A 26,069-nucleotide genomic window follows, 5' to 3' on the forward strand; every position below is an offset into this window, starting at 1 on the left:
CGATACCTCACCACAAATGGCTCTCAGTCACAACAACCAACACAAAAAACCCGAACCTGAACACTGCCCTCAAGCAGCCTCCAGATCCGGGCCCTCATCTAACTATTTAAAAAACTTATCAACAACACGGCTTGCCGCATGCCCGTCTTCCAGTGAACAAAACTTCTCATGAAAGGCTTGATAACGTCCTTCATAGTCATGCTTCACCTGATCAATATTCATGATCGCCGCGGTTACTTCATCCGATGTTCGCAGCAGCGGGCCTGGAGCTTCATTTTCAAAGTCCATATAAAAGCCGCGGAGCTGGTCACGATACATCTCGAAATCATACGTGAAGAACAGAATCGGGCGGTTCATGTTCGCAAAGTCAAACATGACCGAAGAATAGTCAGTGATCAAAACATCCGTCACAAGATAAAGCTCCTGGATATCAGGATAATTCGAGACATTGTACACGAAGTCTCGATATTCTTCCGGAATGTACACTTTATTGCTGACAACGACGTGCATCCTCAGCAGCAGTACATACTCATCGCCGAGTTCTCGCTGCATCTGTTCAAAATCAAACTGCAGCTCGAACGTAAATTTATTGTTTTTCGATGTCTGGTTATCCCGGAAGGTAGGCGCGTAGAGGATAACCTTTTTCCCCTCTGGGATGTTCAGGCGCTGCCGGATACTTTCGGTCAGCTTTTCACGGTCCTCGCGGTAAAAGATATCGTTTCGCGGATAGCCGATCTCCAGCATCTCGCCTTCATAGCGGAACGCGCTGCGGAAGGCTTTCGTTGCATAGGCACTTGGTGAGATGAGATAATCCCATGTTTTCGTCGCCCGATGCACACGCTCAACATAACCTTCATCACGGCCTTCAACCTTTTCGATATCAAACAGCATTTTCTTGAGCGGAGTTCCATGCCACGTCTGGATATACGTCGTTTGCGGACGTTTACCAAGATAGGTCGGGAAGTTCTGATTGTTCACCCAGTAGCCTGCTTTTGCGAGATAGTAATAATAGCTCGGGCTGAGGCGCTTAACAATCTTCGTGTCCTCATCGGAAAATCTAATATTCTTGTTATAGATCCATACCTTCTTATAGTTCAATCCACGGCTGACGATCTCTTCATAAATCGCCCGCGGGCTGTCGGCATACTGCTTGCCTACCCCGCTTTCAAATACAATCAGGTTTGGATCAACAGGCATCAACCGCCGCGCAACATTATAGAACAAACGCATGGTAGGAAAATAATATTTGCTCTTTCGGTACCGTTTAAACAACACCTGAAAGAGCTCACTTTCTTTAAGCTTCACAAACCAGTTCTTACGAGGTTCAAATTCTTGAATCGCTTCATAGATCCGATCATTATGATGCCGATCGCGGTATTTTAAAAACTTAGCCGAACGCTGAATATACTCTTCTTCAGCTTTAAATTGCTGATTCGCATACTTTTCTACTTCATCAAGAATGTCATCCACTTCATAGACAATCTGACCGGGTAAATCGTTTTCAAGATCAAGATGTGAGCGTCTTTTCCCGATAAAACGGTTCTTGTCAAACTGATAATACAAAATGGGTTTATGAAGAAAACTGAAGTCGAAACCGACCGATGAATAATCGGTAATCATCATAGCCGATTCTTTCAAAAGCCGCTGGACATCCACTTCTCCCTGGCTGATGATGCGCACGCGCGTACCTGTAAAATAGGAAGTGAATTTCTGCATGTTAGGGTGAAGGCAGAAGATCAACTCAAAACCCAGTTTATCGGCCAGTTCATGCAGTTTTGGATGATTGATCAGTTCCCGGTATCTTTCAAAATACTCACTTTCCAAAAAGATATCGTCATTGATGATCCAGTCCCGCCATGTAGGGATGATGAGAATCTGGCGTTTCGTCTCCACGTCTCCTGCAAGTAGGCTGTCAAACCTTGAGAGTCCCGTAACTTTAACCTCATCGTAATGGTAGCCAAAGTCGCGGACAATCATATTTTTTTCAAAATCAGAACTGACAAGAAATAGATCTGTATTAAATCCCGGTGCTCTCTTTCCGTAATTGGCGACCATGTTCTTTGTTCCCATAATACCGTGCTGCAAAAAGACTTTTGTTGCTTTAATCGCCTTTTTATAGCTTTTCGTGCGTAATGGAAACAAATAATCAGGATGATGAGACCCAATCACTTTTCTTGCCATAAATGCATGGAATATATGTTCCTTGGACTTATAATAGAGAACATTGCCAAGCGGTTTCACCTGATTTAATTCAGGCGATGTTTCTTCGATCACGTAATACGCTTTTCTTTTCGGATGCTTCTCCCTGAGATATTTAAAGAAATGAAATCCTGTGTCTTGTGCTTTATAAGGCCGCTCACCGACAAGCCATATGTTTTGGCTGCGGTAAAAGGGGCGTAGGAGCCATGACCATCGCTTGATTTTCTTCATGTACCAGTAAGCCTCGTGAGAGAATTCATCTGCCTGAAGGGATAGATTAAATCCTTTAAACGTGAAATACGGGGTCAAAGCATAGATATTCTGTCCTCTTTCAACATAGCCATCTTTTAAGAAGTTCCTCGCTCTAAATCGTGGTTTTCCTATACGGATCAGCAGAGGTTCTTCAGCAAAATCAAAGGTTAGTTCAAAAAAGAAATCATAGATGTCCTGTCCGAACTCCAAATCTTCATAAATCCTTTGAAAGTCAGCTTCCACTTCGTACTTATAACGGTGCATCCCGTATTTATTCAACGTCTGTTCACTTAATTTTTCAGTATTAACCTCTATTCTTACTTCATTATTAGTATCGCGCCCTTTCAGCAGCAATACAGCTTTCTTGATGCTTGCATCCCTTGTAAATAGCTTTCCGTTAAAGAATAGCTGGTGATTGCGGATGACAATCTCATCGATCTGCACCTTTGGCTTGAGCCTGACCATAGCATTGGCAGCTAGCGACACGTTGCCTTTCTTTGTTACGTAAATGAACGTCTGCAGGCCATGATCTTCATAAGGAACGTAATGCAGTACCTCCATCTCGTTAAAACGGCCGAGGCGGACGGGGTAGATGACATCTGTACCTTCATCGTCTCTCGTTTGCAAAACCGCCCGTTCTTCAATCTTTGTAAAGGATTCCTCGGTAAAGTGTTCTTTAGGACGCTGTATATTTAGATACAGATCAAAATTGCTCTTTTCCCCTTCTTTAAAATAGGGAAGAATCTGCTGAATGGAGAATTCAAAAGTGAAATCCGGCGAAGTGCCTCCTTCTGCTACTTTAATCATCTCTCCATCCTCCCTCGAGGAAAGAAGCAGTTCTTTTGCAATAATATCTGGTTTACCCAACCGGCCGGTCAGCCTAATAATTTCGTTGTCCTGATGGATCGTCAAGGCTTGTTTATAAGAGTTTCTTTTTTTTATCTTGGGTTGTGGTCTAAAAGGCTTAATCATACGATTTAGGAAATCCCCTTGTCTCTTCATCATTATTTCTCCTTTTTCTAAATGAACCTTTGTGTTGCCGTAGATCATTATCTATTTTTTCATTTTCGTTTAAAGAAAAATTATGGTTAGAAACTGTATCAAGTTCCCTTATCTTGTCTAAAAAAATAGGATGCATTCTCTTTTTCAAGAGTAGCACCCAATTTATTTTCAGTTATATATTATTTCGTTGATTGTAACTCTTTTTTATCCACTGGCGACTGTCCGCTTTGCTTTCTTTGCACTTGTTCTTTAAATCGTTTCTTCTCTTCTTTTGTCATCGCCTTATATTCTTTTAAAAATGCCTGATACTTCGGAAGAACGTCCTTCATCGGTCCGTAATCCCTGACCTCTCCGTATTCTAGCCAAAGAATCTTTTCACAGAACTTCTTTACCTGTCCCATGGAGTGGCTGATAAAAAAGATCGTTTTTCCACGCTCTTTGAACTCGTTCATCTTGTCAAGACACTTATCGGCAAACGTCTGGTCACCGACAGAAAGCGCTTCGTCAATCACGAGGATGTCAGGATCAACCGTCACAGAAATAGCAAACCCGAGACGTGATTTCATCCCGCTCGAATACTTCTTAACCGGCTGATCGATAAACTTTCCGATTTCCGCAAACTCAATGATCTCTGGTTCAAGCTTTTTGATATCCTGCTTGCTGAACCCAAGCATCAAGCATTTCAGCTCAATGTTTTCACGGCCGGTCAGTTCGTTGTTCAGGCCAGAGGCGATCGCGATGAGCGACACCTCTCCCTTTAAATCGATCGTACCCGACGTCGGCGGGATAATCCCGGAGATCAAGTTGGAAAGCGTTGATTTCCCTGATCCATTCACTCCGACGATGCCGATGACATCGCCTTGATCTGCCTCAAAGCTTATATTTTGAATCGCATAAAAATCTTCGCCATAGCCGTTGGGCAGAATGATGTCCAGCAGCTTTTCAGCAGGCTTTTTATACATTTTAAATTTTTTCGTAACATTGCTTACTACAACAGTTTTACTCATGTCCATCTCTCCGCATCATAAGTAATCCACGAATCGGTTTCTTAATTTTACATGCAGCGTGGAACCAATAAGGAACAGAACCAGCACCAGTCCCCAGAAATACAGCGTGTATTCGAGTTTATCACCGAAAAACCAGCCTTTGCTTAAGAGGGCATCCCGGTATCCTTCTACAATATAAGTAAAAGGATTGGCTTCTACAATCAATTTTAGAAAATGCGGCAATTTTGGATTGTTAAATGGATCCCAAAGAATCGGAGTCACGTAAAACAGCATCCGCATGATGGATTGCACAAACATCTGCACATCGCGTACGATCGTTGACAGTGTCGAGGTGATCAATGACAGTGAAAAAACGAGTGCTACCGCAGCTAGCATGTAATAAGGAAGCTGCAAATAATATAATGAGATCTTCCCTTTTTCAGTAAATTGAAAGATAACTGCTATGATTCCCAATAATATAGCATTCGGATATAGAATCGAAAATATAACATAGCTTGGAATAACACTTAATGGAAAGTTCATCTTCGCGATAATTTTAATTCGTGTATAAATCGATTTTGACCCTTGCAGGATGGCCGGGCTGATAAAAAACCAAATGACAATCCCTGCAACAAGCCATTGAAGAAAAGGTACACCATCGACCGAACGGTTGCTTCGCATTCCCATCCCAAAGACGATCCAATAGACACTGATCTGGATGGCAGGATTCAGGATCTCCCAAAGCATCCCCAAATAGTTATTGTTGTTTTTAATTTTAAGCTCATACATGGATAAACGCATCATCAGGTAAAAGCTGTTAAGTTGTTCTGTTAGTACTTTAAAAGCTGAAATCATTTTCGTAATCCTCTCCCAAAGAGATTGGTTTAGAATACTTTTTGAACGGCTTTGTGAGAAGATTGTCCATTTTCCAGGTAGCAAAATCGTTCATAAAAGTCATTAAAGATCTCTGAATGAATCGTAAATCCGTCTGACTCAAATTTCTCTATTGCTGCAATGACTTCATCTGTTGTCTTCACGAGCGGACCAGGAGCAAGCTGTTCAAAGTCAAAATAGAAGCCCCTCAGCTTATCGCGGTACGATTCGATATCATAAACAAAGAAAATCATCGGCCGCTTCAGGTTCGCATAATCGAAGAACACAGAAGAATAGTCGGTCATCATGACGTCAGATACGAGATAAAGCTCATTGATGTCTCCATGGTAAGAGAAATCATAAGCAAATCCTTCGTATGGCGACAGATCAAAGTTCTCCGCCACAAGATAATGCATCCTTAACACTATAACATAATCTTCCCCAAATTTTTCCTTCAATTGCAGAAGGTCCAGCTCAAGATCAAACTTATATCGTCCTTTGCCATAGAACTGGTCATCGCGCCATGTTGGTGCATAAAGGATAATCTTTTTATCTTGAGGAAGCTGAAGTTTCTCTTTAAGTTCCTTGATGTCCGCAGGATTGTTCTTCGTGTAGAGCACATCGTTCCGCGGATACCCGACTTCCACAACTTCCTTATTGAAATTAAACGCACGGCGGAAAATCTCGGTCGAATAAGCGTTAGGTGATAGAAGATAGTCCCATTTGCTTGATTCTTTATGGAAGTTCGCTTTGTATTTCTTTGTGTTTGTTCCAGGCATATGAACTTCATCCATATCAGCGGCCAGACGCTTAAGCGGTGTTCCATGCCACGTTTGGAAATAAACCGTATGTTTGGCTTTTGGAATCCATAGCGGCATCCTGCTGTTGGTCACCCAATAGCGGGCACGTGCCATCATAAAGAGCCATTTTATTGAGAAGCGTTTGGCATAAGGGATGCCGGCATTCTCAAACTTGCTGATACTTCTGCCGTCAACACTCCAGACAAGCTCAAGTTCAGGACGGTTCTCTTTTAAATATTCGTAGATCGCACGCGGATTACAGCTGTACTGCTTGCCGAGAAAACTTTCAAACATGACCAGGTTCTTCTTAACAGGCAGATAGCCAGCCATCTTAAAGGCAACCATATAGGCTTTTTTCGTCTTTTTGTGCTGTTTTACCTTTGTTATCGTGCGGCGAACTTTCTTTTTCAGCTCTTGCACAAAGCTGTATTGAACCACCTTAATGAGCATCGATCTCGTTTTCTTCCGTGCAATGAGTGAGACCTTCTTCTTTCCGCTGTCCGTATTGAGAATAATATACTTGTTGATCCTTCTTTTAAAAGAAATCAGCTGAAGCGGTATTGCCAAATCTCCTTGATCCGGCCCTGCAGTGTCCTCATCCTCCCACTTGAAATAGAGGCGGAATGTCAATGAATTCTCATCTGTATTGCTGAGATCCTTTACATGGAGGTGTACCTTAAAGCCAGTTGCCTTATATGGCTGCTGCTCCTCCTGATAGTAAGGATTAAGATCTTCCCGTACAACGTTCTCAAACGGAATCACACGTTCCTCAAAGCCTTCAGGGCCTCCGATGACTAACGTTTTTTCCAGTTCTTCATTTTCGTATGGAAAAGGAGAAAAATAGAACCCTTCCAGCGTCACGTTCCCTCTTTTATCAAGCTCCGCATTTTCTACTTTAACAACTGGACCGCGGTCATGGATTTTAAATGAAAGGTTTCCCTTATTCGTCGTATAAGGTGTAATCGCCTGCTTTGTTTCAGGATCGACTATAGAACCGAGCTCAAGGAATGAATGCTTCGTCCTCAAACGGTATTTCTTTTCGATAACTCCAAACTCTTCAATAGTTTCTTCCGGTTCGGGATCATCTTCACTGTCATTTTCGTTTACGCTGTCATTGTCAGCATCCGTTGCTGTTTCTTCTTCAGCAGCTTCCCCTTCGTCTGCGTCATCATCTGCATTAACGTCTCCTGGCTGTTCCTGTTCCTCAGGAGACATTGCTTGCTCCGCATGAATGATGAGGTAAACGTCCCAAACTAGCCCTTTTACCATTTCAGCCTGATCCAGCCTGGATTCAAGGACATAATATTGTTCATTTGCCTCTAACACCATAAAAGGAATCTGCCATTCACGGCCTGACATACGCTCTACAAATAGAAGGTGCCCGGCTAAAGGCTCTTGAAAGACTGAATTGTATTTCAAAAGATATTTCACGATAGCAATATCTTGTTTGAATTCAATATTATGAAGAATACATTTTCTTCTTTTAGTGGGTGCAAAACCTTCTTGGATCTGTAAGTTAGCTTCCGCTTGCATTTACGTTTCTCTCTCTTTCTGTTTCAAGAATATATTCAGCCAACAACCGGCTCGAGTGCCCGAAGTGATATTGGTTCCACATGGCCGAAAATTGCTGAACCTTATTCATGTCATAACCCTTTTCTTTGATTACCTTTACCATCTCGCGGCTGTCAAACACGATCGGCCCCGGGACGAGTTTTTCATAGCTGTCCCAAAGACCCCTTGTTTTACTATACTCCTTTAAATCGTAAGGGTAAAAAATCATCGGTCTGTTTAATAATGAAAATTCATAAGGAATGGAAGAATAATCACTAATTAAAATATCGGTAATCAATAAAATTTCATTAATATCAGAACCGGTGGAATAATCAAATGCAAAGCCGGGATACTGCTCTTCAACATTGATTTTATTCTTAAGTACTGGATGGCTGCGCACCAGAAGCACATATTCTGCTCCAAGTTCACGCTGCAGCATATCAAGATCAAGCTGCAGTTCAAACTCATCCAGCTGGTCATCCCGATAGGTCGGTGCGTACAAAATCACTTTTTTGTCTTTTAGAACTGTATTTTCCCGATATAGTTTTTCTTTAACAGCTTTCGTCCGAATTTCACTAAAAAAAAGATCGGTTCTTGGTACACCGGTCCGTAAAAAATTGGCGGATGAAAGTTGAAAAGCTTCTTTAAATATATCAGCCATCGCGTCCGATCCAACAACGACTTTGTGAAAGTTTTTGTAAACATGTAAAAACCGCTTATGCGCACGCCGGCTTCTAAAGGAAATGGATTCATCCTTCAGTCCAAACGTTTTAATAGCGCCCGCGGCATGCCAAAGCTGTATGCATTCTGTTTCTTTCTTAAAATTGGTGACTGACAGGAAACCAAAATAATTGTCCACCAGGACCACTCTGGAAGTTGCCAGGTGATACGCCGACCTGGCCATGCTCATTATCGAATTTTCAAAGGTGATAAGTTTTGCACTGGGCTGGTAGGGCTGCAATTTAGGTATCGCGTTTTTCGCTGCCAAAAAAACAATATGGCTATCCGGCTGCAGCTTCTTCAATTCTTCATAAAGAAACACGGAGTTATCCCCAAAAGAGACAACAAAGGTTACCTTATTCTTCCGCACAGGAAACAGTTTACAAAATGTAAACTGGAGCTTGAAGTAAAACAGATACAGCCAGATAGCTATTTCTTTAACCATTTTTAACAGTAAATAGATCTTTTTTGATCTGAGAGGTCGAGATTCCGATCGTACGCGGCAAATAAACCACTTCACAATACTCTTTCAAGAAGTCAAATTTCCCTTCCCAGTCATCACCCATTACAAAAATATCGATGTTGTTATCCACGACATCAGAGATTTTTTGGTCCCAAGTCTTTTCCGCAATGACTTCATCCACATAACGGATGGACTCCAAAATCATTTTGCGGTTCTCAAAGCTGTGGTATGATTTTTTATTTTTGATCGCATTGAACTCATCTGCCGATAAACCAACAGTCAGATGGTCACCAAGATCTTTTGCTCTACTTAATAAGTTGATATGCCCCCAATGAAGCAGGTCAAATGTACCGTATGTTAATACCTTTTTCATCTTACAATCCTCTCCTTAAATTGTTCTAGTTGTATTTACCCTATTTCCAATAAATTAATAACAGGTAAATAATTTGTAAATTATATTCATGCTTGTCTATCTCGCTATTAATCTCTTCGCATGGAATTGACGTTTTATTAACTTATTGTAAATGTTTTATGAATAATATAAAGGGAATACAAATTAAAAGCTTCTTTATATAGTAGCGTTAAAGCACTGCGCGGCCGATAATAAGCTCATTTCAGCATTGTGTTAACGAAATCTTAATATACTTTTTACAAACTTAGAAGTTTCATGGTATACTAGGCTTTAAAAGATGTTCCCTTTTGAAACGTCAATACTTATAATATAATCTTTAAGGTCTTTTTACAAGGTCTTAATAAACAATGACATTTATTTCTTGGTCACTCGATTCATGGGAATAAATGCAACTCACACATATAAACAGCTGAGAAATAGCATAGGCATTTAGCTGCAGGCTGGACGTCGGACAAACCTAGTCCTGCTGCAGAGGCTGTGTTTGACTTAATCACTAAAAGTGGGGAATTAATATGAACAATACAGTGAACATATTAGGAATAGACTTTCTAAATACAACGATTAACAACTTTATAAATACACTTCAATCTCACCTTGAGGACCGTAAGAAGGCATTCGTCGTAACGGCGAACCCTGAAGTCGTGATGAAGGCGCGTAAAGAAGAAGATTTTATGAGTGTCATCAAAAACGCGGACTACGTGACAGCAGACGGAATCGGCATCATTAAATCAGCAGGTCTTCTCGGACTTCCGCTCCCTGAGCGCGTGACTGGTTTTGATCTGACCCTTCGCCTGCTAAGCCTTGCGAATGAGAAAAACTACAGTGTTTATCTGCTTGGCGGACAGGACAAGGTGATTGAAAAAGCTGCAGAAGCGATTGAAGCGGAATATCCAAGCGTGACCATCGCCGGTTATCATCATGGATTCTTTGATCTGAACGATGATAAAATCCCGAGCACGATCGAGCACATTAAACCGGACATCGTCCTGGTTGCTCTAGGTGCCGGCCGCCAGGAAGCCTGGATCAGCCAGCATCTTTCCCGCTTCGAGCATGGTATCTTCATGGGTGTCGGCGGCACATTTGATGTTCTTGCCGGAGAAGTGCAGCGTGCACCTGAAGTATGGCAGAAAATGAACCTGGAGTGGTTCTACCGCCTAGTGAAGCAGCCATCACGCTGGAAACGGCAGATCGCTCTTCCGCAATTTGCTTTTAAAGTTCTTCAACTCAAAATGCAGCAGATGACGAAAGTTCCAGTCCGATAAAATTTCATCAAACCATCCCTGGAAAGGAAAGCATTCTTGCTTCTCCTGCCGGGGATTTTTTATTGGACTGTGCAGTGTTTCCAAATATTTATATTTTTATACATTAGATTGGAATTTCTATGATATAATTCGATAGAAAAAATAAAAATTTTGACAATAAACATGTTGTTTCTGTTGCAACCTACAAGAATAGACAATTCTTTTCGACCCTTATGAGAGTATACAGAAACATATCTTGAAATTGATGAGGTGTCATATGCTTTACGTTACACTGTTCGTATGTTTTCTAGCATCGATCATACTAACACCTTTAGTAAAAAAAGCCGCCTTTTTCATCGGAGCGGTCGATAATCCCAACAACCGAAAAGTACATGCGAAAGTGATGCCTCGTGCAGGCGGACTCGCCATTTTTATCAGCTTTTTAATCGGCTTCTGGATTTTACACCCGGAAAGCCCCTATACGATGCCCATCCTAATAGGGTCAGCTATCATTATTATGACCGGTTTACTCGATGATATTTACGAATTATCACCAAAAGTAAAACTCGCTGGGCAGATTGCAGCAGCTCTGTGTGTTGTCGTTTTCGGAGGCATTCAGGTACATTTCATCAACCTTCCCTTCGACGGGCGCCTGGAACTGGGCTGGTTCAGCATTCCGCTAACGGTCCTTTGGATCCTGGCCATCACTAACGCGATCAACCTGATTGACGGTTTGGACGGGCTTGCTGCAGGTGTTTCTTCTATAGTACTGTTTACGATTGCCGCAATGGCCTTTATCATGGGCAACGTCCTTGTTATGGCTGTTGCAGGTATCGTTTTAGCTGGAACTCTTGGATTTTTGTTCTACAACTTTCATCCCGCTAAAATTTTCATGGGGGATACGGGAGCATTGTTCTTAGGGTTTATCATCTCGGTCGTATCACTCCTCGGGTTTAAAAACGTTACATTGTTTTCCCTTGTGGTCCCGGTGATCATCCTTGGTGTTCCCATATCTGATACGATCTTTGCGATCATCAGACGGATTCTGCATAAACAGCCGCTGTCCGCACCAGATAAATCGCATCTGCATCACTGCCTGCTGCGCCTGGGATACTCCCACCGCACAACCGTATTGCTCATCTATGCGATGAGCGCAGTATTCGGAATTGCAGCGATCCTCTTCTCTACATCAACGCTTTGGGGCTCATTGTTCATTATCGCCATACTTACCCTTGGCATTGAGCTTGTTGTCGAGGGAGTCGGACTGGTTGGCCAAAATTACAGACCCGTACTGAACGCCATCAGGCGGCCTAATAAATAGGAAGAAAGTGAAAACCCTCTCTCCTTGGCGGAGAGGGTTTTTTTTGGTGAGTCTGGCTGAGATCGTTTTTGAGATACCCCCAGCCGTATGTTAGTTTCCATAATGTCCGTTTGGCTTGTATTTCTTCGATTTCGGCTTGTATTTTCTTATTTTGGACAGTATTTTCTCTGTTTTGGCGGGTAAATCATGTGTTTTGGACAGTAAATGAGTACTTCAGCTCCAATAAGCCGCTTTGGGTGCCCCTGTGTAAGCTTCAGAACCCCTAATTAGTCCTTTTTTTAAAAAACTGCTCCCCCAGCCGTCCTTTTTCGCTTTTAAAAAGAAAAAACCATCCACTCCCAGGAGGCAGTCCTCCCGGTATGGATGGTTTTCTCAATTTGTCTATTAGCGGTGCCAGGCACCGCCGCGCCATTAGGCATCGCGCCATTAACATGGTTATTGGTTCTCTCCGCCGCCTGGGTGTTTGAAGTCTACAAAGGCTGGCGTGATGTTGATGGAGTTGATATTGTGCACAAATAAGACGGCATCAATATCATGCTGGTCAATGTATTCATAGACGCTCTTCTGTTTGTAGTGGCGCATATCTAGAATCCTTGTCTCGCTATAGTTGCGGGACAGGAACTGAATCATCGGGTTCACATACGAATCCTTCAGAATCAGCACTTTAGGTCCTTTTGGCTTGTTCGGGTTCTTGATGACAGCCTCCGATACATCTCCAGAGAAATAAGTCTCATAACGGTTGGCATATGTCCCCTCTGACTTTAACTTGGACATGTCATAAAATTTATGGCCGCACGTTTTTCGATAACAGATCGAAATCGGTTTTTCTTTAAATTTAGGCTGAGCAATCGTAATTGTATCCGGTTTGGAAGCATACGACTTCGTTGTTTTCCGTGCGTCCGATCCATAAAATGTCTCAGGAGCCTCTTTCCATGTAAACTCGCTTTTCGGAATCGGCTTGCCGACGCCAGGATGCTGTTTGCTCATTTCATCAATAACCTTTTCATACGCATAATGAGCTGCGCGCGGTTTCCAGTGATGGTCAGTGTGGAAATACATATTGTCCTCTTGAAGATGAGGCTGAATCGTCGGCCTTAAATCCATCGCATGAACATCCTTTGAGAAACCTGCTATCAGCTTGTCCGACAGTTCATTGCCGTGAGCCTCGATGTAATCCGGGAGTTTTTTCTCCATAATGGTGGATTTATTCGGTGGCAATGCAAAATACACATCAATGTTTTTCTTTTTCAGCGTATGAGCGAAGGAATTGACCTTATCGTTTACTTCCTTCGTCTTATCTTTCGGATGCACCGGATTGATCAGGTAGCCATTCTTTAGAGAATACACATCCCGTATCTCATCCTTCTGCATGATGTATTTATCAACCGATGCATTGGCTTCAATAAAGGCCTGTCTGCCCGGGAATTGATCATTAAAATAGGCTTCAAATTGTTTAAAATAATCCCCGGAAAGCAGCCTCTGAACCGTCGCATCCGGGCGCATTTTCAAATCCCTGTTCTCCAAGGCTGACACGTGCTGATCATCCTTCAGCCATATCCATAATCCAAAGCCAAAGATGAACAGCAGCAAAAATCCAACCAAAACAATATCAGCAGCTTTTTTCTTCATGATTTGATCCTCTCCTTTCTCTATGAAATCTTTTAGAACCGGAAGTAGATGAATGGGTTAAACGAATTAGACACCATGTAAACGACGGTAATGACGAGGATGACTGCATAATAGCTTGTCACCGCGATATCCCGGCCGAAAATACGAATTCCCTGAGAGGTTTCAGCTCTGTCCTCTACCTTGTCGATCATGAGTTTTAATAAAGGTGTGGATCCGATAATGGCCAGCAGAATGACAACTCCGTACTGGGTGAGATAATAGGAGACTTGTGTGTCCCACATACCGGTTCCGTTGAAACCAAACATGGTCTGGATGTAGGCATATGCATAGCTGAACGTTTCAGACCGGAAGAACACCCATCCGATAATCACGATAAAAACAGCATATACGTGCTGGATAAAACGCGGCAGCTGATTCAGCAGCTTACCAAGGAATGCTTTTTCGAGCATGATAAAAGCACCGTAATACAGTCCCCATGCGATAAAGGTCCAGCTCGCACCGTGCCAGATGCCAGTTGCCATCCATACGATGAACAGGTTCCAGTAGGTTCTCATCTCCCCTTTTCGGTTTCCGCCAAGCGGGATGTACACATAATCACGGAACCAGGAGCCAAGCGAGATATGCCAGCGGCGCCAGAACTCACTGATGGAACGTGAGATGTATGGATAGTTGAAGTTTTCAAGAAAGTCAAAGCCAAACATCTTGGCCAGCCCGATGGCCATATCGGAATACCCCGAAAAATCAAAGTAAATCTGAAGGGAGTAGGCGATGATTCCGATCCAGGCAAGACTTGTCGACATGCTACCCGGGTTCTGGGCGAAAATATGGTCAGCCACATAGGCGCAGCCGTTGGCGAGGATCATTTTTTTTCCAAGCCCCATAATGAACCGCTTTGTTCCGTAGGCAAACCGCTGAAACGTCTCATAACGCATTTTAAGCTGGTCAGAAATCGTATGATACCGGACGATTGGCCCTGCGATCAGCTGTGGAAAAAACGCGATATATAGCGCCAGGTTGATCGGGTTTTTCTGAGCTTTTTCTTTATGGTAAACATCGATCACATAGCTTATGGCATGAAACGTAAAGAAAGAGATTCCCAACGGCAGGGGAATCTTAGGGATATCAATGCCAGTCCCTAATAACGCATTAATGTTATCCACAATAAAGTTGGAATACTTAAATACACCGAGAAGGAGCAGATTAGCACAAACCATGACTCCCATGATCCACTTCACCTTCGTTGTGTCCTCACGCTTCGCATCGACGATCAATGCAAACACATAGTTCATCGCGGTGGAAAAGAGCATGACGATAGCAAAACGAGGTTCTCCCCACGCATAAAAAAGCAAACTCGCACCGAGCAAGACCGTATTCTTAAACGGACGCGGAGAAAGGAAATAAAGCACCAATACGATTGGCAAAAATAAAAACAAGAACACAGTTGAACTAAAAAGCATAAAAAAAGTCCTTTCGTTTGTACTTTATTTTGTAAACATTTTTTAAAGAAGCCGTAAATGCCCCCAAAAATTCGACAAATTTCTTTCCACTCATAGTATTCTTAGAGGTTGTGGTTTTTTTGACAACCGATTTCCATCTTTTTAGTTCAAACTTCTGGAAAATACGAAAAGCTGAAGCGCCCTGCAAAGGTCCGACAAGCACTGGAGCTCTTACACAGCAACACGTTTTTTCTGTTGAGAGGCAAGAGTGAAGCGTCTCGAGGAACTATGCTGAAGCTAGAAAAATAAAAAACCAAGGATCGCTAAAATCCTTGGTTTGCTAGGTTATTCCGTTATTTTCAGTCCGATGTTATTTGCTTTTGTGGAGTAAAAATCAAATTTGCGATCTTTGTAGTTGATCTCATTTTTTAAGATGCGTTTGATATTGATCAGTTCATAATCGTTATAGCGGATGAAAACCGTAAAGAATGCTGTCTTCAATTCGTTCAGTTTTTCATATGGGATACGGAATTCTCCTTTATTGCCGCTGATCTTGAAATCCGCTTGAATTTCATTAATATAGTTTTTTCTGTCCCTGATCAACACCGTGTTTACATTGGCAAGGTAATCGCCGTAAATTTCGAAGGTCTGCACATACTCTTCGTTTTCGGTATAGGAATCGATAGCCCGTGCAAGCATCGGGATCCGAATGTGCTGATACTTGTCTTTTAAAAAGGGAAGCTCAAAATACGGAAGCCCTTCTTTGATCACGTATTTTTTGTTCTTTTCTCTTTTCAGCCACGTGAACAGGCTGATGAAATCATCGATCCGGTCCTCCAGAAAAAGATCAGCCGCCGCTCGGTATAACGGAACCTGGAAAGTCTCCCTGATGTCATAGCGGAGGTCTTTGGCCATTGCCATTGCCTCGCGGAGCACGTCAACAAACGCCTCTTTTTGATCCGATTTTACAAACACCTGGCTGTCAAAGGTCTTGAACATATCGATTTCGTACAGACGTGTTAACGCTGCTCTCTCTTTTTCAACAGGTAGATTCTGCGCTTTAATATGCTGTATGACCTTCAGATCGCAGCGCCGTTTATCCAGCACAGAAGTGACCTTTGTGAGTGAACCAGGATTTTCGTCGGTCCGGTTGACGTAAAACACCGGCTTTGTTGTCGTAGAAATCGTATCTGCATGGAAAAAAACATCACAGAAAAACTGCTTGTCCTCCCCAAACTTCATATCCGGGAAGCCGATATCATGCTCTTTGAGAAGATCCAGCTTTACCGCCCTCGCCCGTGGTCCCATATGGTAAAACATGCGGGGAATCTCGTACGGTGTGATGCTGCGCCTCTCTTTTACCGACTCATGCTCGCCGATCACAGTCTCAGAATCCGAAGTGACTTTGATCGTTTTCCCGACCGCATAATCATCACCGGTTTCCTCGAGGATGTTCACGAGCGTCTCCAGCCCGTCTGGCTCAAGCCAATCGTCGCCGTCTAAAAACGTGATGTACGTTCCCGTTGCGAGCTCAATCCCTATGTTACGCGGTGTTCCAGGTGTTCCTGTGTTTTCTTTTAAGGAAACCACACATATGTTTTTATGCTTAGACACATACTGATGAAGAATTTCCTTCGTCTTATCCGTGGAGCAGTCGTCCACGATAATATATTCAATGTCATCGAAGTCCATGGTTTGATGAATGACTGAATCAACAGTCTTCTGAATAAACGTCTCTACATTGTAAGCCGCTGTAACGACGGTAATTTTCTTTTTGCGGCCAAACCATTTGGCCAGCCTCCTCGAAGGGTGATTCACGATTTCGATTTTATCACTCTGAAGTATTTCTCTGGCTGTTTGCCGAAAAGGTGAAGACATACGATCCCTCCAATAAAATATTGAATACATACGGCCTTATGTTCCCCAGATGTCTCCTTAATAAAACATAAAAACCTTCATGAAAAAATTCATGAAGGCATGCGGACTATATAGTAAAAGCATTAAGCATGAAAGGAATCCGGCCGCTCGGTACGTAAACCGAAATGGTAGAGTATAGCCTCGACGATCCGCCGTGATGCCTGTCCATCTCCGTACGGATTGGACGCTTTCGCCATTTCCTCATAGGCCTGGCTGTTGGTTAACAATTCTTTTGTGATCGTATAGATATTTTCTTCTTCTGTTCCTGCAAGCCTTAACGTGCCTGCTCCGATTCCTTCCGGACGTTCCGTGTTGTTGCGGAGCACGAGCACCGGAACACCGAGTGACGGCGCTTCTTCCTGCACACCGCCGCTGTCTGTCAAAATCAAATGGGCACGTGATGCGAAGTTATGAAAATCGATGACGCCGAGCGGTTCAATCAAGTGAATCCTTGGATCGTCACCTAAAATTTCATTAGCCAGCTCTTGAACGGCCGGGTTCAAGTGAACAGGATAGACGACCTGCACATCCGAGAAGTCTTCCACCATTCTTTTAATGGCGCGGAAAATATTTCGCATAGGTTCACCGAGGTTTTCCCTGCGGTGAGCTGTGACAAGAATGAGGCGGTCATCTCCCACCTTTTCAAGCACTTCATGCGTGTAAACGTCCTGAATGGTCGTGGCTAACGCATCAATCGCAGTATTTCCTGTTACGAAGATGCTGTCTCCCTGTTTATTTTCATCAAGCAGGTTACGGGCAGCAGCCGGCGTCGGTGAAAAATGGAGGTCAGCGATCACACCGGTAAGCTGGCGGTTCAGTTCCTCAGGAAACGGCGAGAGCTTGTTATGCGTCCGCAATCCTGCCTCAACATGGCCGACCGCGATCTGCTGATAATAAGCGGCCAAGCTCGCCACAAACGTCGTCGTTGTATCTCCATGGACCAAAACAAGGTCCGGTTTGACATTTATGAGGATCTCTTCCAGTCCGGTAAGCGCCTTCGTTGTAATCTGGCTTAGCGTCTGCCGGTCCTGCATGATATTAAGATCGTAGTCGGGTGTGATGTTAAACGTATCGAGCACCGAATCAAGCATCTGTCTATGCTGAGCCGTTACCGTCACAACAGGCTCGATCTCTTCCTTGTACTTTTTCAGCTCCATCACGAGCGGCGCCATTTTAACGGCTTCAGGACGAGTGCCGAAAATCGTCATTACTTTAATTTTCTTCTTCATATTTATACCTCGCTCAGTACAACTGGTAGGCTGTATGTATTCATTAATGATTCATGCTACCTTTATTTTACGCTGTAGTCAATCAAGCCACAATCAGTAATTATTGAAAAAAAAAGACTTGAGGGTCTCTTTTAAGCATCAGTATGTGATTTATAAATAAATTTTCGCTGCATCTTAAAAAAATTTGTTTCATTTAGGTTTAGAGGAGAGACAGGCGGGGTACATAGTTTATGTAACCACCACCTAACCCCTAACCCCTGAAAAGAGAGTTATCCTTTTGGATAACTCTCTTTTTCTACTGGTACATTTTTAACGAGATCTGCTGAATAAATGGCCGATTTCATGGCGTCCCCGTTCATTAGTTTTCGGAACGCAGAACCTGATACTTCAATTGTTCCATTAAACCCTGTGATCCTTACCTTCGTAGGCCGGGTGTACTTTTTTTCCACGATCTTGATATCGATTACCTCGCCAATATTGAACGAAGCAGCCCTTTTGCTGATCTCTTCAAAACTTAGTTCGTACGTCCACCAGTTTTTCGCGTATTTCGACTGATCATATGGATCTGGCTTACCGACTAAATAAGGAAGATCCGTACTCCAGACGAATCCAGAACCTACCGTGTACCCGCCGGCTGAGGCAGAAAAGTAAGCATTGATCAAGGCACCTTTGTAGGTGATCACCTCGCCTTTTGTCTCACCATTGATGATGGCATTGACGTTGGCTGCTTCCTGGCCCACACCTTTATAAACCTGTGAATCGACGGTGTCGTAAACGTCCCATTTGCCTGCTGGACTGAGGTGCTTTAATGCATAGGTTCTAGCAGCGAGTGTTTGGGCCTTGATGGCTTCAGGATGCCATTTGGAACTGACCTCTGATGGCACCACTCCCTGCAGATATGTTTCCACGTTTAAGCGGTTGATGACATTGATTCGTTTCTTTTTATTGTCGGAAAACGACACTTCCAGCACACCATTGTAATTCATTTTTTTATGAGACAAATATTTTCCTTTTACAGAAACCACTTTAAACGGCTGATCAATATAGGCCATTTCGTCCCCGTTGGTAAGTAGAAACTCCCCGTCTTCCACGGTAACGTTCGTTGGAGTTTGAGCAGCCGGTTCAAACAATACATTGCCCTGCATGTCCTGGATGGAATAGCTCCCTGTTCCGTTCAAGTCAACCGATGCTTTTTCTTTTGAGAGGCAGACACGAATATTCTGTTTCGACGTGTCGATTTTTTTAAAATCAACCCCGGTGTAATAATACTTCAGGATATCATGATAACCGAAGCCTTTTTGCGCCATGCCGAGTGCTCCCCATTGCGTCATTCCAACGGCGTGGCCCCACCCTTTTCCGGAGAAAGAATAGCCTTTGTAGGCAGGCGAAACAGTGGCTTTCAGCACGAGCCTCGTCAGCGTTTTCGGTCCGGCAATCCCGTTGTCTTTATACTTGATGGACTGCTGGAATTTGCGAAGGGCTTCAAAGGTATTTTTCCCAAACACTTCGTCAACACCTACCCTGTATCCCGCTTTCGTCAGGTAAGCCTGAAGCAGCCGGACATCAGGTCCCTGGAGGCCAGATTTTAGTGTCCGCTTAAAGCCTTCAGGGTAAGGCACCGGTACAGCTGGAGACGGGGGCTTTGCAGCTGATGCCGTGGTATTTGCCTTTACGATGGCATTTAATGTTTTGAGATCTGCTGTTCCAGTAGCGTTCAGCTTATTCTTTTTCTGAAAGCTGACCACTGCATTATAGGTCTGAGTTCCGAATTTCTGGTCCGCCTTAAGGGTTTGTCCTAGCTTAATCAGATAGGACTGGAGCTTGCCGACATCATTTCCGTTCATCCCCTTTTTTAGATCCCTGCTGAAGCCTGATGGATAGGCAGCTTTTTGTGCTTTTTTGAGGGTGGTTTCTTTCTTCAGGTCCAGTTGGAGCTGTTTCACACTTGTGCCCTTGCTCCCCATTTTTAAAGCAGGCGAATCCGCTGCAGCTGCCTCGGCAGACGGAAAGGCAATGGAAACGGCCATGGATAAAACCAGTAAACTTTGAAACTTCTTTTTCTTCATCTTCTCCCCCTGCATAAGTCCTGATAAATTGTATAAATATGTATATTTAATTATGACTAATTACATAGTAAGGAAAAATAACCCATTTTTCTACAATTATTTTAAATTTTGTAAAACTTTCATTCGACATAGATAGAGCGAGGGCCATCTATCCCTCGCCATATCTATTATTCTTTCCTTTTTGAAGTGTAAAAGGAGCCGGAATGCTGATCTGTCCTGCAGGCTCAGCATACACGGCATTCTGCGATAAAGCTGGCTGGGCTGTTAGCTTTTTGTGCAGCTCCAGTAACTTGCTTGCCAGCAAAAATCGGGTGCTGGCATCCAGTATTCCTGTTTCATTGAGTCTGTGTTTCTTTTGAAATAACTTCACAGCGGTTTTTGTAAGGATCTCCAGATTTACAGACTAGGAATTGGACAAATAAGTTCATTCAGCTTTGAACGCAATGGATCTCTCACTGCCTTTTTATCCTCATCCGAATGTGGAATCTATCAACTTGGAGTGCTGATCATTTTCCAGGAAGTTTTTATCTTGAAATAAAAAGACTGATTGGATGATGAATGTTGCTGGATGAAAAGACAGACTAAACGCCAAGGCATTTGCAGAGATTTATAGTAGTTATATCGGCAGGTTTTCTCTATTTTTGAATACCTTTAAGACAAAAAAGTGGTGCCAGGCACCTCTTTTTGACAATTGTCAAAACAGGGTGCCTGGCACCGATAAATTCTGTTAATATATTATTGATTTGGAATAGACATCCAATAAATAGTTTTATATGATAGAAATGCCATATATATGCAAGTGACAAAGGGAGCAAATTTATTATGCTGGGAATAGTAAAAAAGGTTATGGAAGGATACTCTTCCACAGATGTTAAACGATTAAACAAGCAAGTACAGCAAATCAATGAGCTGGAAGCCCAAATTTCACTCTTATCGGATGAGGAGCTGCAGCAGAAGACACCTTATTTTAAAGAATTGCTGAACAGCGGAAAGACGCTGGAGGATATCAAGCTGGAAGCTTTCGCGGTTGTTCGGGAAGCCGGCAAACGGATCCTCGGCCAGCGCCACTATGACGTACAGCTTCTCGGAGGGCTCGTCCTCCATGAGGGCTCGATCGCCGAAATGCAGACAGGGGAAGGGAAAACACTCGTCGCCTCGCTGCCGAGCTATCTTAACGCGCTTGAAGGGAAAGGCGTTCACGTTATCACAGTCAACGAATATCTCGCAAGCCGTGACTTTGAAACCATTGGGAAGATCCATCGTTTCCTTGGCCTTGAGGTCGGTTTGAACACATCACAGATCTCTAAAGAAGAGAAGCAAAGAGCCTATGCCGCCGACATTACATACGGAACGGGCAACGAGTTTGGTTTTGACTATTTGCGCGATCATATGGTGCTCCACTCCTCTGAAAAAGTGCAGCGCCCGCTTCAATATGCGATCGTCGATGAAATTGATTCTATTTTAATCGATGAAGCAAGAACTCCGCTGATCATCGCCAATAAATCACAGCTGTCGGCTGATCTTTTCTATATTACAAACCAGATCGTCTCCATGTTTAAAAGAGATGATCATTATGAACTTGTTGCGGATACCAAGCAGCTCTTCCTTACCGAGAAAGGTGTCCAGACGATCGAGCGTTCATTCGGCATCTCCAACCTCTTTGATGAAGAGCATCAGCTGCTGTTCCATTTTGTTCTTCAATCTCTTCGTGCCCACGCGGTCATGAAACGTGATGTGGATTACATCGTAAGAGACGGCGAAGTAATGCTTGTTGATTCGTTCACCGGACGCGTTATGGAAGGGCGAAGCTACAGTGACGGGCTGCAGCAGGCGATCGAAGCAAAAGAAGGACTTGAGATCAAGGACGAGAACGAGACCCAGGCGACCATTACTATCCAGAACTATTTTAGAATCTACAGCAAACTGTCAGGCATGACAGGTACAGCGTCTACGGAAAAACAGGAATTTTACAACACGTATCATTTGAATGTCGTTGAGATTCCTACGAACCGCCCGAGACAGCGTGTTGACCTGCCGGATGTTGTCTACCGCACGCTTGCTGATAAATTCAAACGGATCGTGACCGATATCAAATCATTTCACGCCACCGAACGTCCGATCCTTGTTGGAACGACCTCCATCGAGCAATCCGAACACCTGGCTTCCCTACTCGACAAGGAGAGCCTGCCTTACCTGATCTTGAACGCAAAAAGCGAAGAACAGGAAGCGCGCATCATCTCCATGGCCGGGCAAAAAGGAACGATCATGATTGCGACGAACATGGCCGGACGCGGTACGGATATCCTGCTGGGTGAAGACGTATCAGATCTCGGCGGACTCCATATTATTGGAACGGAACGCCATGAAAGCCGCCGTATTGATAACCAGCTGCGCGGACGTGCCGGACGCCAGGGAGACCCAGGTTCCTCCCAGTTCATTCTGTCTCTTGAGGACGAGCTCTTCAGCAAGATGGATAAAGAAGAAATTGAAAAATGGATTAAAAAAGCCGAAACAAACAGTACAGGGGAAGTTATCAAACCTGACCCTCTTAAGTTTGTGAACAAAGTACAGCTTTCCATTGAGGGAATCTTCTATTCCGCACGTGAACACCTGCTGAAGGTGGATAACGTTTCCGATCAGCAGCGCAAGGTTGTTTATGCGCTGCGCAACCGAATCCTTGACGAGCCATCGGTCTACCCTCTCATCCAGGACAGTACTAGGGAATATGCTACACATGTGGTCGACACCTATTGTGTGGAAGAACTGCCATTTGAGGATTGGGATCTTAATGGCTTACGTGCTGACCTTCAAAAAATTTTCCCAGAACAGACGTTGACCGATTCTGCATTTAACGATATGGAAAAAGATGAGATTCAGGAGGTTGTTGATGGGTTTTTGGCTGAGAGGAACAGCCTGATGGAACGCTTGGCTGCAGAGGAGAACATGGAGCGCGACCATGAGGTGAAAGGCTTTATCCTCCGATCTCTCGATACCCTTTGGCTGCGCCACCTCGAAACGATGAATTTTATAAAAGAAGGCATGCACCTGAAGAGCTATTCTCAGGAAGATCCTTACCGCATGTTTGAAAAAGACGCGTACGAAGCCTTTTTGGACATGCATAGAGAATGGAACCAAGAAATTACCATCCAGTTTGCGCCTGTTGTTCAATACAGCCAAACGGAATTAACCGGAGGACAGTAATGCTATCCTTTTTCAAAAAAAGCACAAATAGTAAAGATACAAACGAGGCATCAGTGGCGGTGGTAGAACCGGTTCAAGATACGGATGCCAGCCAGGATCCCGTTGCTCAAGAGGCTGAAACTGTACTGCACATCCATCCGGAATGGGATATCACCGTTCAGGAGCGCTACGTGTATCAGTTTCATCATGCCCAGCTGCCTAAATTAAAACCGAACCAGATTTCGATCTCCAAAATTGATGTTGTATCCGATGACGACAGTTTCATGGTGAACGCGTTTATCCGCAACACCCTGTCAAAGAGCATCCGTTTTGAGGAAGTCACATTGCTCCTTCTTGATACTGAAGGAACCGTCTTCGCACGGAAAACCTTTGACCTCGAGCTCATGGGCGATTTGCCGGCTAACACTTGCCAGCCTTGGATCTTCCTGTTTTCTGAAGAAGACCTGCTCGGAAACGGCTTTCCTGCCGAAGAAGAGTGGAGAATTGCGTTTGAACTTAAGAAGAAAGCACCGTCTGAGCACCAGCTCATGCTCCATGAAAGCTGGGAGAACAGCTTGAATGACATGCAGAAAACAAGGCTCTATGAGATGGTGAATAACCTTCCTCCTCTTACAGCCGGTGAAATCAACTTTATGGGAATCGAAGCCCGTATCGGCGAAAACAGCGATTTGTCTGTTACCCTGCTCATCCGCAACGGAAGCGACAAGGACATCAAGGTGGAGCAGCTGCCGTTATGCTTTGAAGACGCAAGCGGCGAGCTGACAGCCAAAGGAGCATTCCAGCTTACCGATTTTGAAGTGAAGGCCAATACGAGCAAGCCATGGACCTTCATTTTTCCGGAGGCGCTGCTTCTCAACAAAACACCCGATCTATCGGCGTGGAAGGTCTATCCACCACAATCATAAAGCAAAAGGAGAAACCCGGCTGGGTTTCTCCTTTTTCATTTATTGCGTATGCAGTTCCATCTTGTGCTTCATCTGAGGCTGTCCTAAAAGACGAAGCGCACTGTTCACACTTTTACCCAGCTTTTGCCCCGGTATTAATTCCTTTACCGTAAGCTGGCCGCTGTTCATAAAAGTATACAAGAACCATTTTCGTTCAAAGTCTTCATGGGAATGGCGGTACCCGCTTATCAATTTTTGAGTATTGCGGTCAAACAGAAATTCCTCCAGTTTATACGAAAAACGCGAGCCAGAGAACATCATTGAATTCATTGGCAGGATCGGCAGCATCTGATGGCGCAAAACATGTTCCGGCAGATAAAGATCAAGCAGCTGATGAGGATAATCATTCAATTTATGCAGGTTTGTGATGCTTTGCAGGGCAGGCAGAATAGAGATCCTTCCATAGAAAGTCGTAACGATCATGCTGTCGTTCTCGACTTCAAAGGTAAAGACGATCTCATTGTCAATAATGGCTGTATTCCGTCCGACGATTACCATCCGTTCCGGTTCACACCATAACGTATTCATAAGTGATTGCAGGGAAACAAGACTCATGTTCGGACCAATGCGTATGTTCCATCGGTAAGCTGCATGCTTCGTGATATATAATGTTCGAATGTTTTTTTTATATAGAGAAAAGTAATAACGATGGCGGTTTTGATATCCTTTTATCCTCAATCCAAGCAAGGTTTTAAAAGAATGATAGGACCATTCGTTTGTTAGATGAGGAACAATATTACTTTTCCAGTCATGGACTTCAATTGCCCCTGCCTTCATGGTGTGGACCCTTCCCTCAATTACATATTCCAGTAGTATATTAATATACTATTTCCATTTATTATCCAAAAATAAAGTACTATATTCCTATTATGGTAACGAATGGGTAAAAAGTCAATGACTCTCCAGCCGAATTTTCAAAGATTTCATGAATTTATTTGGACAATGAAACCTTTAGGAAAATTCGCCGTCTAATCTTATAAATGCAGCTCATTTCTTATGATGGTACGAAAGATGGTAAACAAGGACAGCATGCTCCTCTAAGCCCTGCTGTCCATTGAAACTCATTTGAGAAAAGGGAGATCAAAACATGAAAAAGGGGATATTTTTCTTTGGGTTATTTGCTTTATTGCTCGCAAGCTCCTTCATCCTTCCTAACCAATCCGTTACAGCCTCAAAATCATCTGAAGTATACACGTCCGGTCCAAAGACAAAAAAAGTAGCGGCCCTTACCTTCGATGACGGCCCTGACGGAAAAACAACCGATCAGATTCTCAATATCTTAAAGAAATATCATGTGAAAGCCACCTTTTTTGTTGTCGGAAAACAGGTGAAAGCCTATCCGTCAGTCATTAAACGGATTCACAAAGACGGCCATTATATCGGCAACCACACCTACAGCCATCCTTCCCTTACCAAGTCAAACCAAACCAAAATCCGCTCTGAACTAACCAGGACCAATCAGCTCCTGCGCCCACTCATCGGCTACCAGCCAGCCGTTATGAGACCTCCATACGGAAGCTATACTAATCTCGTCATCTCTGAAGCGAAGCGTGCCCACATGAAGGTTGTCATCTGGTCAGTGGATACCCGCGACTGGTCTGGTGTTTCTACAGGCACCATCCTGAATACAGTAAAAAAGGAGACCCGTCCTGGAGCGATCATCCTCCAGCACACCATCCCCCACAAAAATATGAGCAATACAACCGCCGCCTTACCCAAAATCATCGAACGTCTCAAAATGCAAGGATACACCTTTGTCACCGTTCCCGAAATGCTCGGGATGAAGAAATAAAAAGCAAGTTCAAGTTTAAAGTTCAAGTTCAAAAA

At 43.6% G+C, this 26,069-nt stretch carries 17 protein-coding genes and 1 pseudogene; 5 read left to right on the plus strand and 13 right to left on the minus strand.

Annotated features, from left to right (window positions below):
- Nucleotides 1-102: 102 nt before the first annotated feature.
- The 6 genes and pseudogenes from LCY76_RS19205 to tagD form a co-directional block, all read right to left on the minus strand.
- A complete protein-coding gene (locus LCY76_RS19205) occupies nucleotides 103-3,453 on the minus strand; it encodes a CDP-glycerol glycerophosphotransferase family protein (RefSeq protein ID WP_248253954.1) in 3,351 nt (1,116 codons plus the stop codon).
- 218 nt (nucleotides 3,454-3,671) lie between these two features.
- Nucleotides 3,672-4,460 (minus strand): annotated as a pseudogene (gene tagH / locus LCY76_RS19210) (teichoic acids export ABC transporter ATP-binding subunit TagH); the annotation flags it as partial.
- A 15-nt stretch (nucleotides 4,461-4,475) separates the two neighbouring features.
- On the minus strand, nucleotides 4,476-5,294 hold the full coding sequence (locus tag LCY76_RS19215) for an ABC transporter permease (RefSeq protein ID WP_053356949.1): 819 nt from the start codon (nucleotides 5,292-5,294) through the stop codon (nucleotides 4,476-4,478).
- Nucleotides 5,295-5,323: 29 nt separating this feature from the next.
- Nucleotides 5,324-7,645 (minus strand): CDP-glycerol glycerophosphotransferase family protein, encoded by a 2,322-nt coding sequence (locus LCY76_RS19220; protein ID WP_248253955.1) that lies wholly within the window; start codon nucleotides 7,643-7,645, stop codon nucleotides 5,324-5,326.
- The gene (locus LCY76_RS19225; protein ID WP_272885642.1) at nucleotides 7,629-8,828 is read right to left on the minus strand and encodes a CDP-glycerol glycerophosphotransferase family protein; all 1,200 of its coding nucleotides are present in this window, start codon (nucleotides 8,826-8,828) and stop codon (nucleotides 7,629-7,631) included. Before LCY76_RS19225 ends, LCY76_RS19220 begins: the two co-directional genes overlap by 17 nt.
- Nucleotides 8,821-9,219: a glycerol-3-phosphate cytidylyltransferase gene (tagD, locus tag LCY76_RS19230; protein ID WP_248253957.1), complete on the minus strand. Its 399-nt coding sequence runs from the start codon at nucleotides 9,217-9,219 to the stop codon at nucleotides 8,821-8,823. The genes LCY76_RS19225 and tagD overlap by 8 nt, the downstream gene beginning before the upstream one ends.
- 551 nt (nucleotides 9,220-9,770) lie before the next feature.
- Here tagD and LCY76_RS19235 point away from each other — a divergent pair.
- Together LCY76_RS19235 and LCY76_RS19240 are read left to right on the plus strand one after the other, a co-directional pair.
- A complete protein-coding gene (locus tag LCY76_RS19235) occupies nucleotides 9,771-10,520 on the plus strand; it encodes a WecB/TagA/CpsF family glycosyltransferase (RefSeq protein ID WP_248253958.1) in 750 nt (249 codons plus the stop codon).
- A gap of 256 nt (nucleotides 10,521-10,776) precedes the next feature.
- Nucleotides 10,777-11,820 carry a glycosyltransferase family 4 protein gene (locus tag LCY76_RS19240; protein ID WP_248253959.1) on the plus strand — a complete coding sequence of 348 codons (1,044 nt, stop codon included), beginning with the start codon at nucleotides 10,777-10,779 and terminating at the stop codon, nucleotides 11,818-11,820.
- A gap of 435 nt (nucleotides 11,821-12,255) precedes the next feature.
- Here LCY76_RS19240 and LCY76_RS19245 read toward each other — a convergent pair whose 3' ends face one another.
- The 6 genes from LCY76_RS19245 to LCY76_RS24190 all read right to left on the minus strand — a co-directional run bounded on the left by LCY76_RS19245 (nucleotide 12,256) and on the right by LCY76_RS24190 (nucleotide 20,491).
- A complete protein-coding gene (locus LCY76_RS19245) occupies nucleotides 12,256-13,449 on the minus strand; it encodes a DHHW family protein (protein ID WP_248253960.1) in 1,194 nt (397 codons plus the stop codon).
- Nucleotides 13,450-13,481: 32 nt separating this feature from the next.
- Complete coding sequence (locus tag LCY76_RS19250) at nucleotides 13,482-14,906, minus strand: MBOAT family O-acyltransferase (protein ID WP_248253961.1); 1,425 nt, start codon at nucleotides 14,904-14,906, stop codon at nucleotides 13,482-13,484.
- Between the two features lie 324 nt (nucleotides 14,907-15,230).
- On the minus strand, nucleotides 15,231-16,763 hold the full coding sequence (locus tag LCY76_RS19255) for a glycosyltransferase family 2 protein (protein WP_248253962.1): 1,533 nt from the start codon (nucleotides 16,761-16,763) through the stop codon (nucleotides 15,231-15,233).
- A 122-nt stretch (nucleotides 16,764-16,885) separates the two neighbouring features.
- On the minus strand, nucleotides 16,886-18,031 hold the full coding sequence (gene wecB / locus LCY76_RS19260) for a non-hydrolyzing UDP-N-acetylglucosamine 2-epimerase (RefSeq protein WP_248253963.1): 1,146 nt from the start codon (nucleotides 18,029-18,031) through the stop codon (nucleotides 16,886-16,888).
- Between the two features lie 269 nt (nucleotides 18,032-18,300).
- Entirely contained in the window at nucleotides 18,301-20,097 is a 1,797-nt protein-coding gene (locus LCY76_RS19265) for a SpoIID/LytB domain-containing protein (RefSeq protein WP_248253964.1), read from the minus strand.
- A 148-nt stretch (nucleotides 20,098-20,245) separates the two neighbouring features.
- Nucleotides 20,246-20,491, minus strand: coding sequence for a peptidoglycan-binding domain-containing protein (locus tag LCY76_RS24190; protein ID WP_419715001.1), 246 nt, complete (start codon nucleotides 20,489-20,491; stop codon nucleotides 20,246-20,248).
- Nucleotides 20,492-20,919: 428 nt separating this feature from the next.
- Between LCY76_RS24190 and secA2 the strand changes: the two genes are divergently transcribed.
- Together secA2 and LCY76_RS19275 are read left to right on the plus strand one after the other, a co-directional pair.
- Nucleotides 20,920-23,298 carry an accessory Sec system translocase SecA2 gene (gene secA2, locus LCY76_RS19270; RefSeq protein WP_248253965.1) on the plus strand — a complete coding sequence of 793 codons (2,379 nt, stop codon included), beginning with the start codon at nucleotides 20,920-20,922 and terminating at the stop codon, nucleotides 23,296-23,298.
- Nucleotides 23,298-24,203 carry an accessory Sec system S-layer assembly protein gene (locus LCY76_RS19275; protein ID WP_248253966.1) on the plus strand — a complete coding sequence of 302 codons (906 nt, stop codon included), beginning with the start codon at nucleotides 23,298-23,300 and terminating at the stop codon, nucleotides 24,201-24,203. The genes secA2 and LCY76_RS19275 overlap by 1 nt, the downstream gene beginning before the upstream one ends.
- 39 nt (nucleotides 24,204-24,242) lie before the next feature.
- Here LCY76_RS19275 and LCY76_RS19280 read toward each other — a convergent pair whose 3' ends face one another.
- Nucleotides 24,243-25,019: a hypothetical protein gene (locus tag LCY76_RS19280; RefSeq protein WP_248253967.1), complete on the minus strand. Its 777-nt coding sequence runs from the start codon at nucleotides 25,017-25,019 to the stop codon at nucleotides 24,243-24,245.
- A gap of 310 nt (nucleotides 25,020-25,329) precedes the next feature.
- On the opposite strand from LCY76_RS19280, the gene LCY76_RS19285 reads away from it, so the two are divergent.
- Nucleotides 25,330-26,034 carry a polysaccharide deacetylase family protein gene (locus LCY76_RS19285; RefSeq protein ID WP_248253968.1) on the plus strand — a complete coding sequence of 235 codons (705 nt, stop codon included), beginning with the start codon at nucleotides 25,330-25,332 and terminating at the stop codon, nucleotides 26,032-26,034.
- The last annotated feature ends 35 nt before the right edge of the window (nucleotides 26,035-26,069 follow it).

The sequence above is a fragment of the Fictibacillus marinisediminis genome (assembly GCF_023149135.1).
In the GTDB taxonomy this organism is placed as follows: Bacteria; Bacillota; Bacilli; order Bacillales; family Fictibacillaceae; genus Fictibacillus_C; species Fictibacillus_C marinisediminis.

Excerpts from the sequence above, each read along its gene's own strand:
- LCY76_RS19205 (WP_248253954.1), bottom strand. The coding sequence starts at position 3,453 with ATGAAGAGACAAGGGGATTTCCTAAATCGTATGATTAAGCCTTTTAGA.
- LCY76_RS19215 (WP_053356949.1), bottom strand. The coding sequence starts at position 5,294 with ATGATTTCAGCTTTTAAAGTACTAACAGAACAACTTAACAGCTTTTAC.
- LCY76_RS19220 (WP_248253955.1), bottom strand. The coding sequence starts at position 7,645 with ATGCAAGCGGAAGCTAACTTACAGATCCAAGAAGGTTTTGCACCCACT.
- LCY76_RS19225 (WP_272885642.1), bottom strand. The coding sequence starts at position 8,828 with ATGGTTAAAGAAATAGCTATCTGGCTGTATCTGTTTTACTTCAAGCTC.
- tagD (WP_248253957.1), bottom strand. The coding sequence starts at position 9,219 with ATGAAAAAGGTATTAACATACGGTACATTTGACCTGCTTCATTGGGGG.
- LCY76_RS19235 (WP_248253958.1), top strand. The coding sequence starts at position 9,771 with ATGAACAATACAGTGAACATATTAGGAATAGACTTTCTAAATACAACG.
- LCY76_RS19240 (WP_248253959.1), top strand. The coding sequence starts at position 10,777 with ATGCTTTACGTTACACTGTTCGTATGTTTTCTAGCATCGATCATACTA.
- LCY76_RS19245 (WP_248253960.1), bottom strand. The coding sequence starts at position 13,449 with ATGAAGAAAAAAGCTGCTGATATTGTTTTGGTTGGATTTTTGCTGCTG.
- LCY76_RS19250 (WP_248253961.1), bottom strand. The coding sequence starts at position 14,906 with ATGCTTTTTAGTTCAACTGTGTTCTTGTTTTTATTTTTGCCAATCGTA.
- LCY76_RS19255 (WP_248253962.1), bottom strand. The coding sequence starts at position 16,763 with ATGTCTTCACCTTTTCGGCAAACAGCCAGAGAAATACTTCAGAGTGAT.
- wecB (WP_248253963.1), bottom strand. The coding sequence starts at position 18,031 with ATGAAGAAGAAAATTAAAGTAATGACGATTTTCGGCACTCGTCCTGAA.
- LCY76_RS19265 (WP_248253964.1), bottom strand. The coding sequence starts at position 20,097 with ATGAAGAAAAAGAAGTTTCAAAGTTTACTGGTTTTATCCATGGCCGTT.
- secA2 (WP_248253965.1), top strand. The coding sequence starts at position 20,920 with ATGCTGGGAATAGTAAAAAAGGTTATGGAAGGATACTCTTCCACAGAT.
- LCY76_RS19275 (WP_248253966.1), top strand. The coding sequence starts at position 23,298 with ATGCTATCCTTTTTCAAAAAAAGCACAAATAGTAAAGATACAAACGAG.
- LCY76_RS19280 (WP_248253967.1), bottom strand. The coding sequence starts at position 25,019 with ATGAAGGCAGGGGCAATTGAAGTCCATGACTGGAAAAGTAATATTGTT.
- LCY76_RS19285 (WP_248253968.1), top strand. The coding sequence starts at position 25,330 with ATGAAAAAGGGGATATTTTTCTTTGGGTTATTTGCTTTATTGCTCGCA.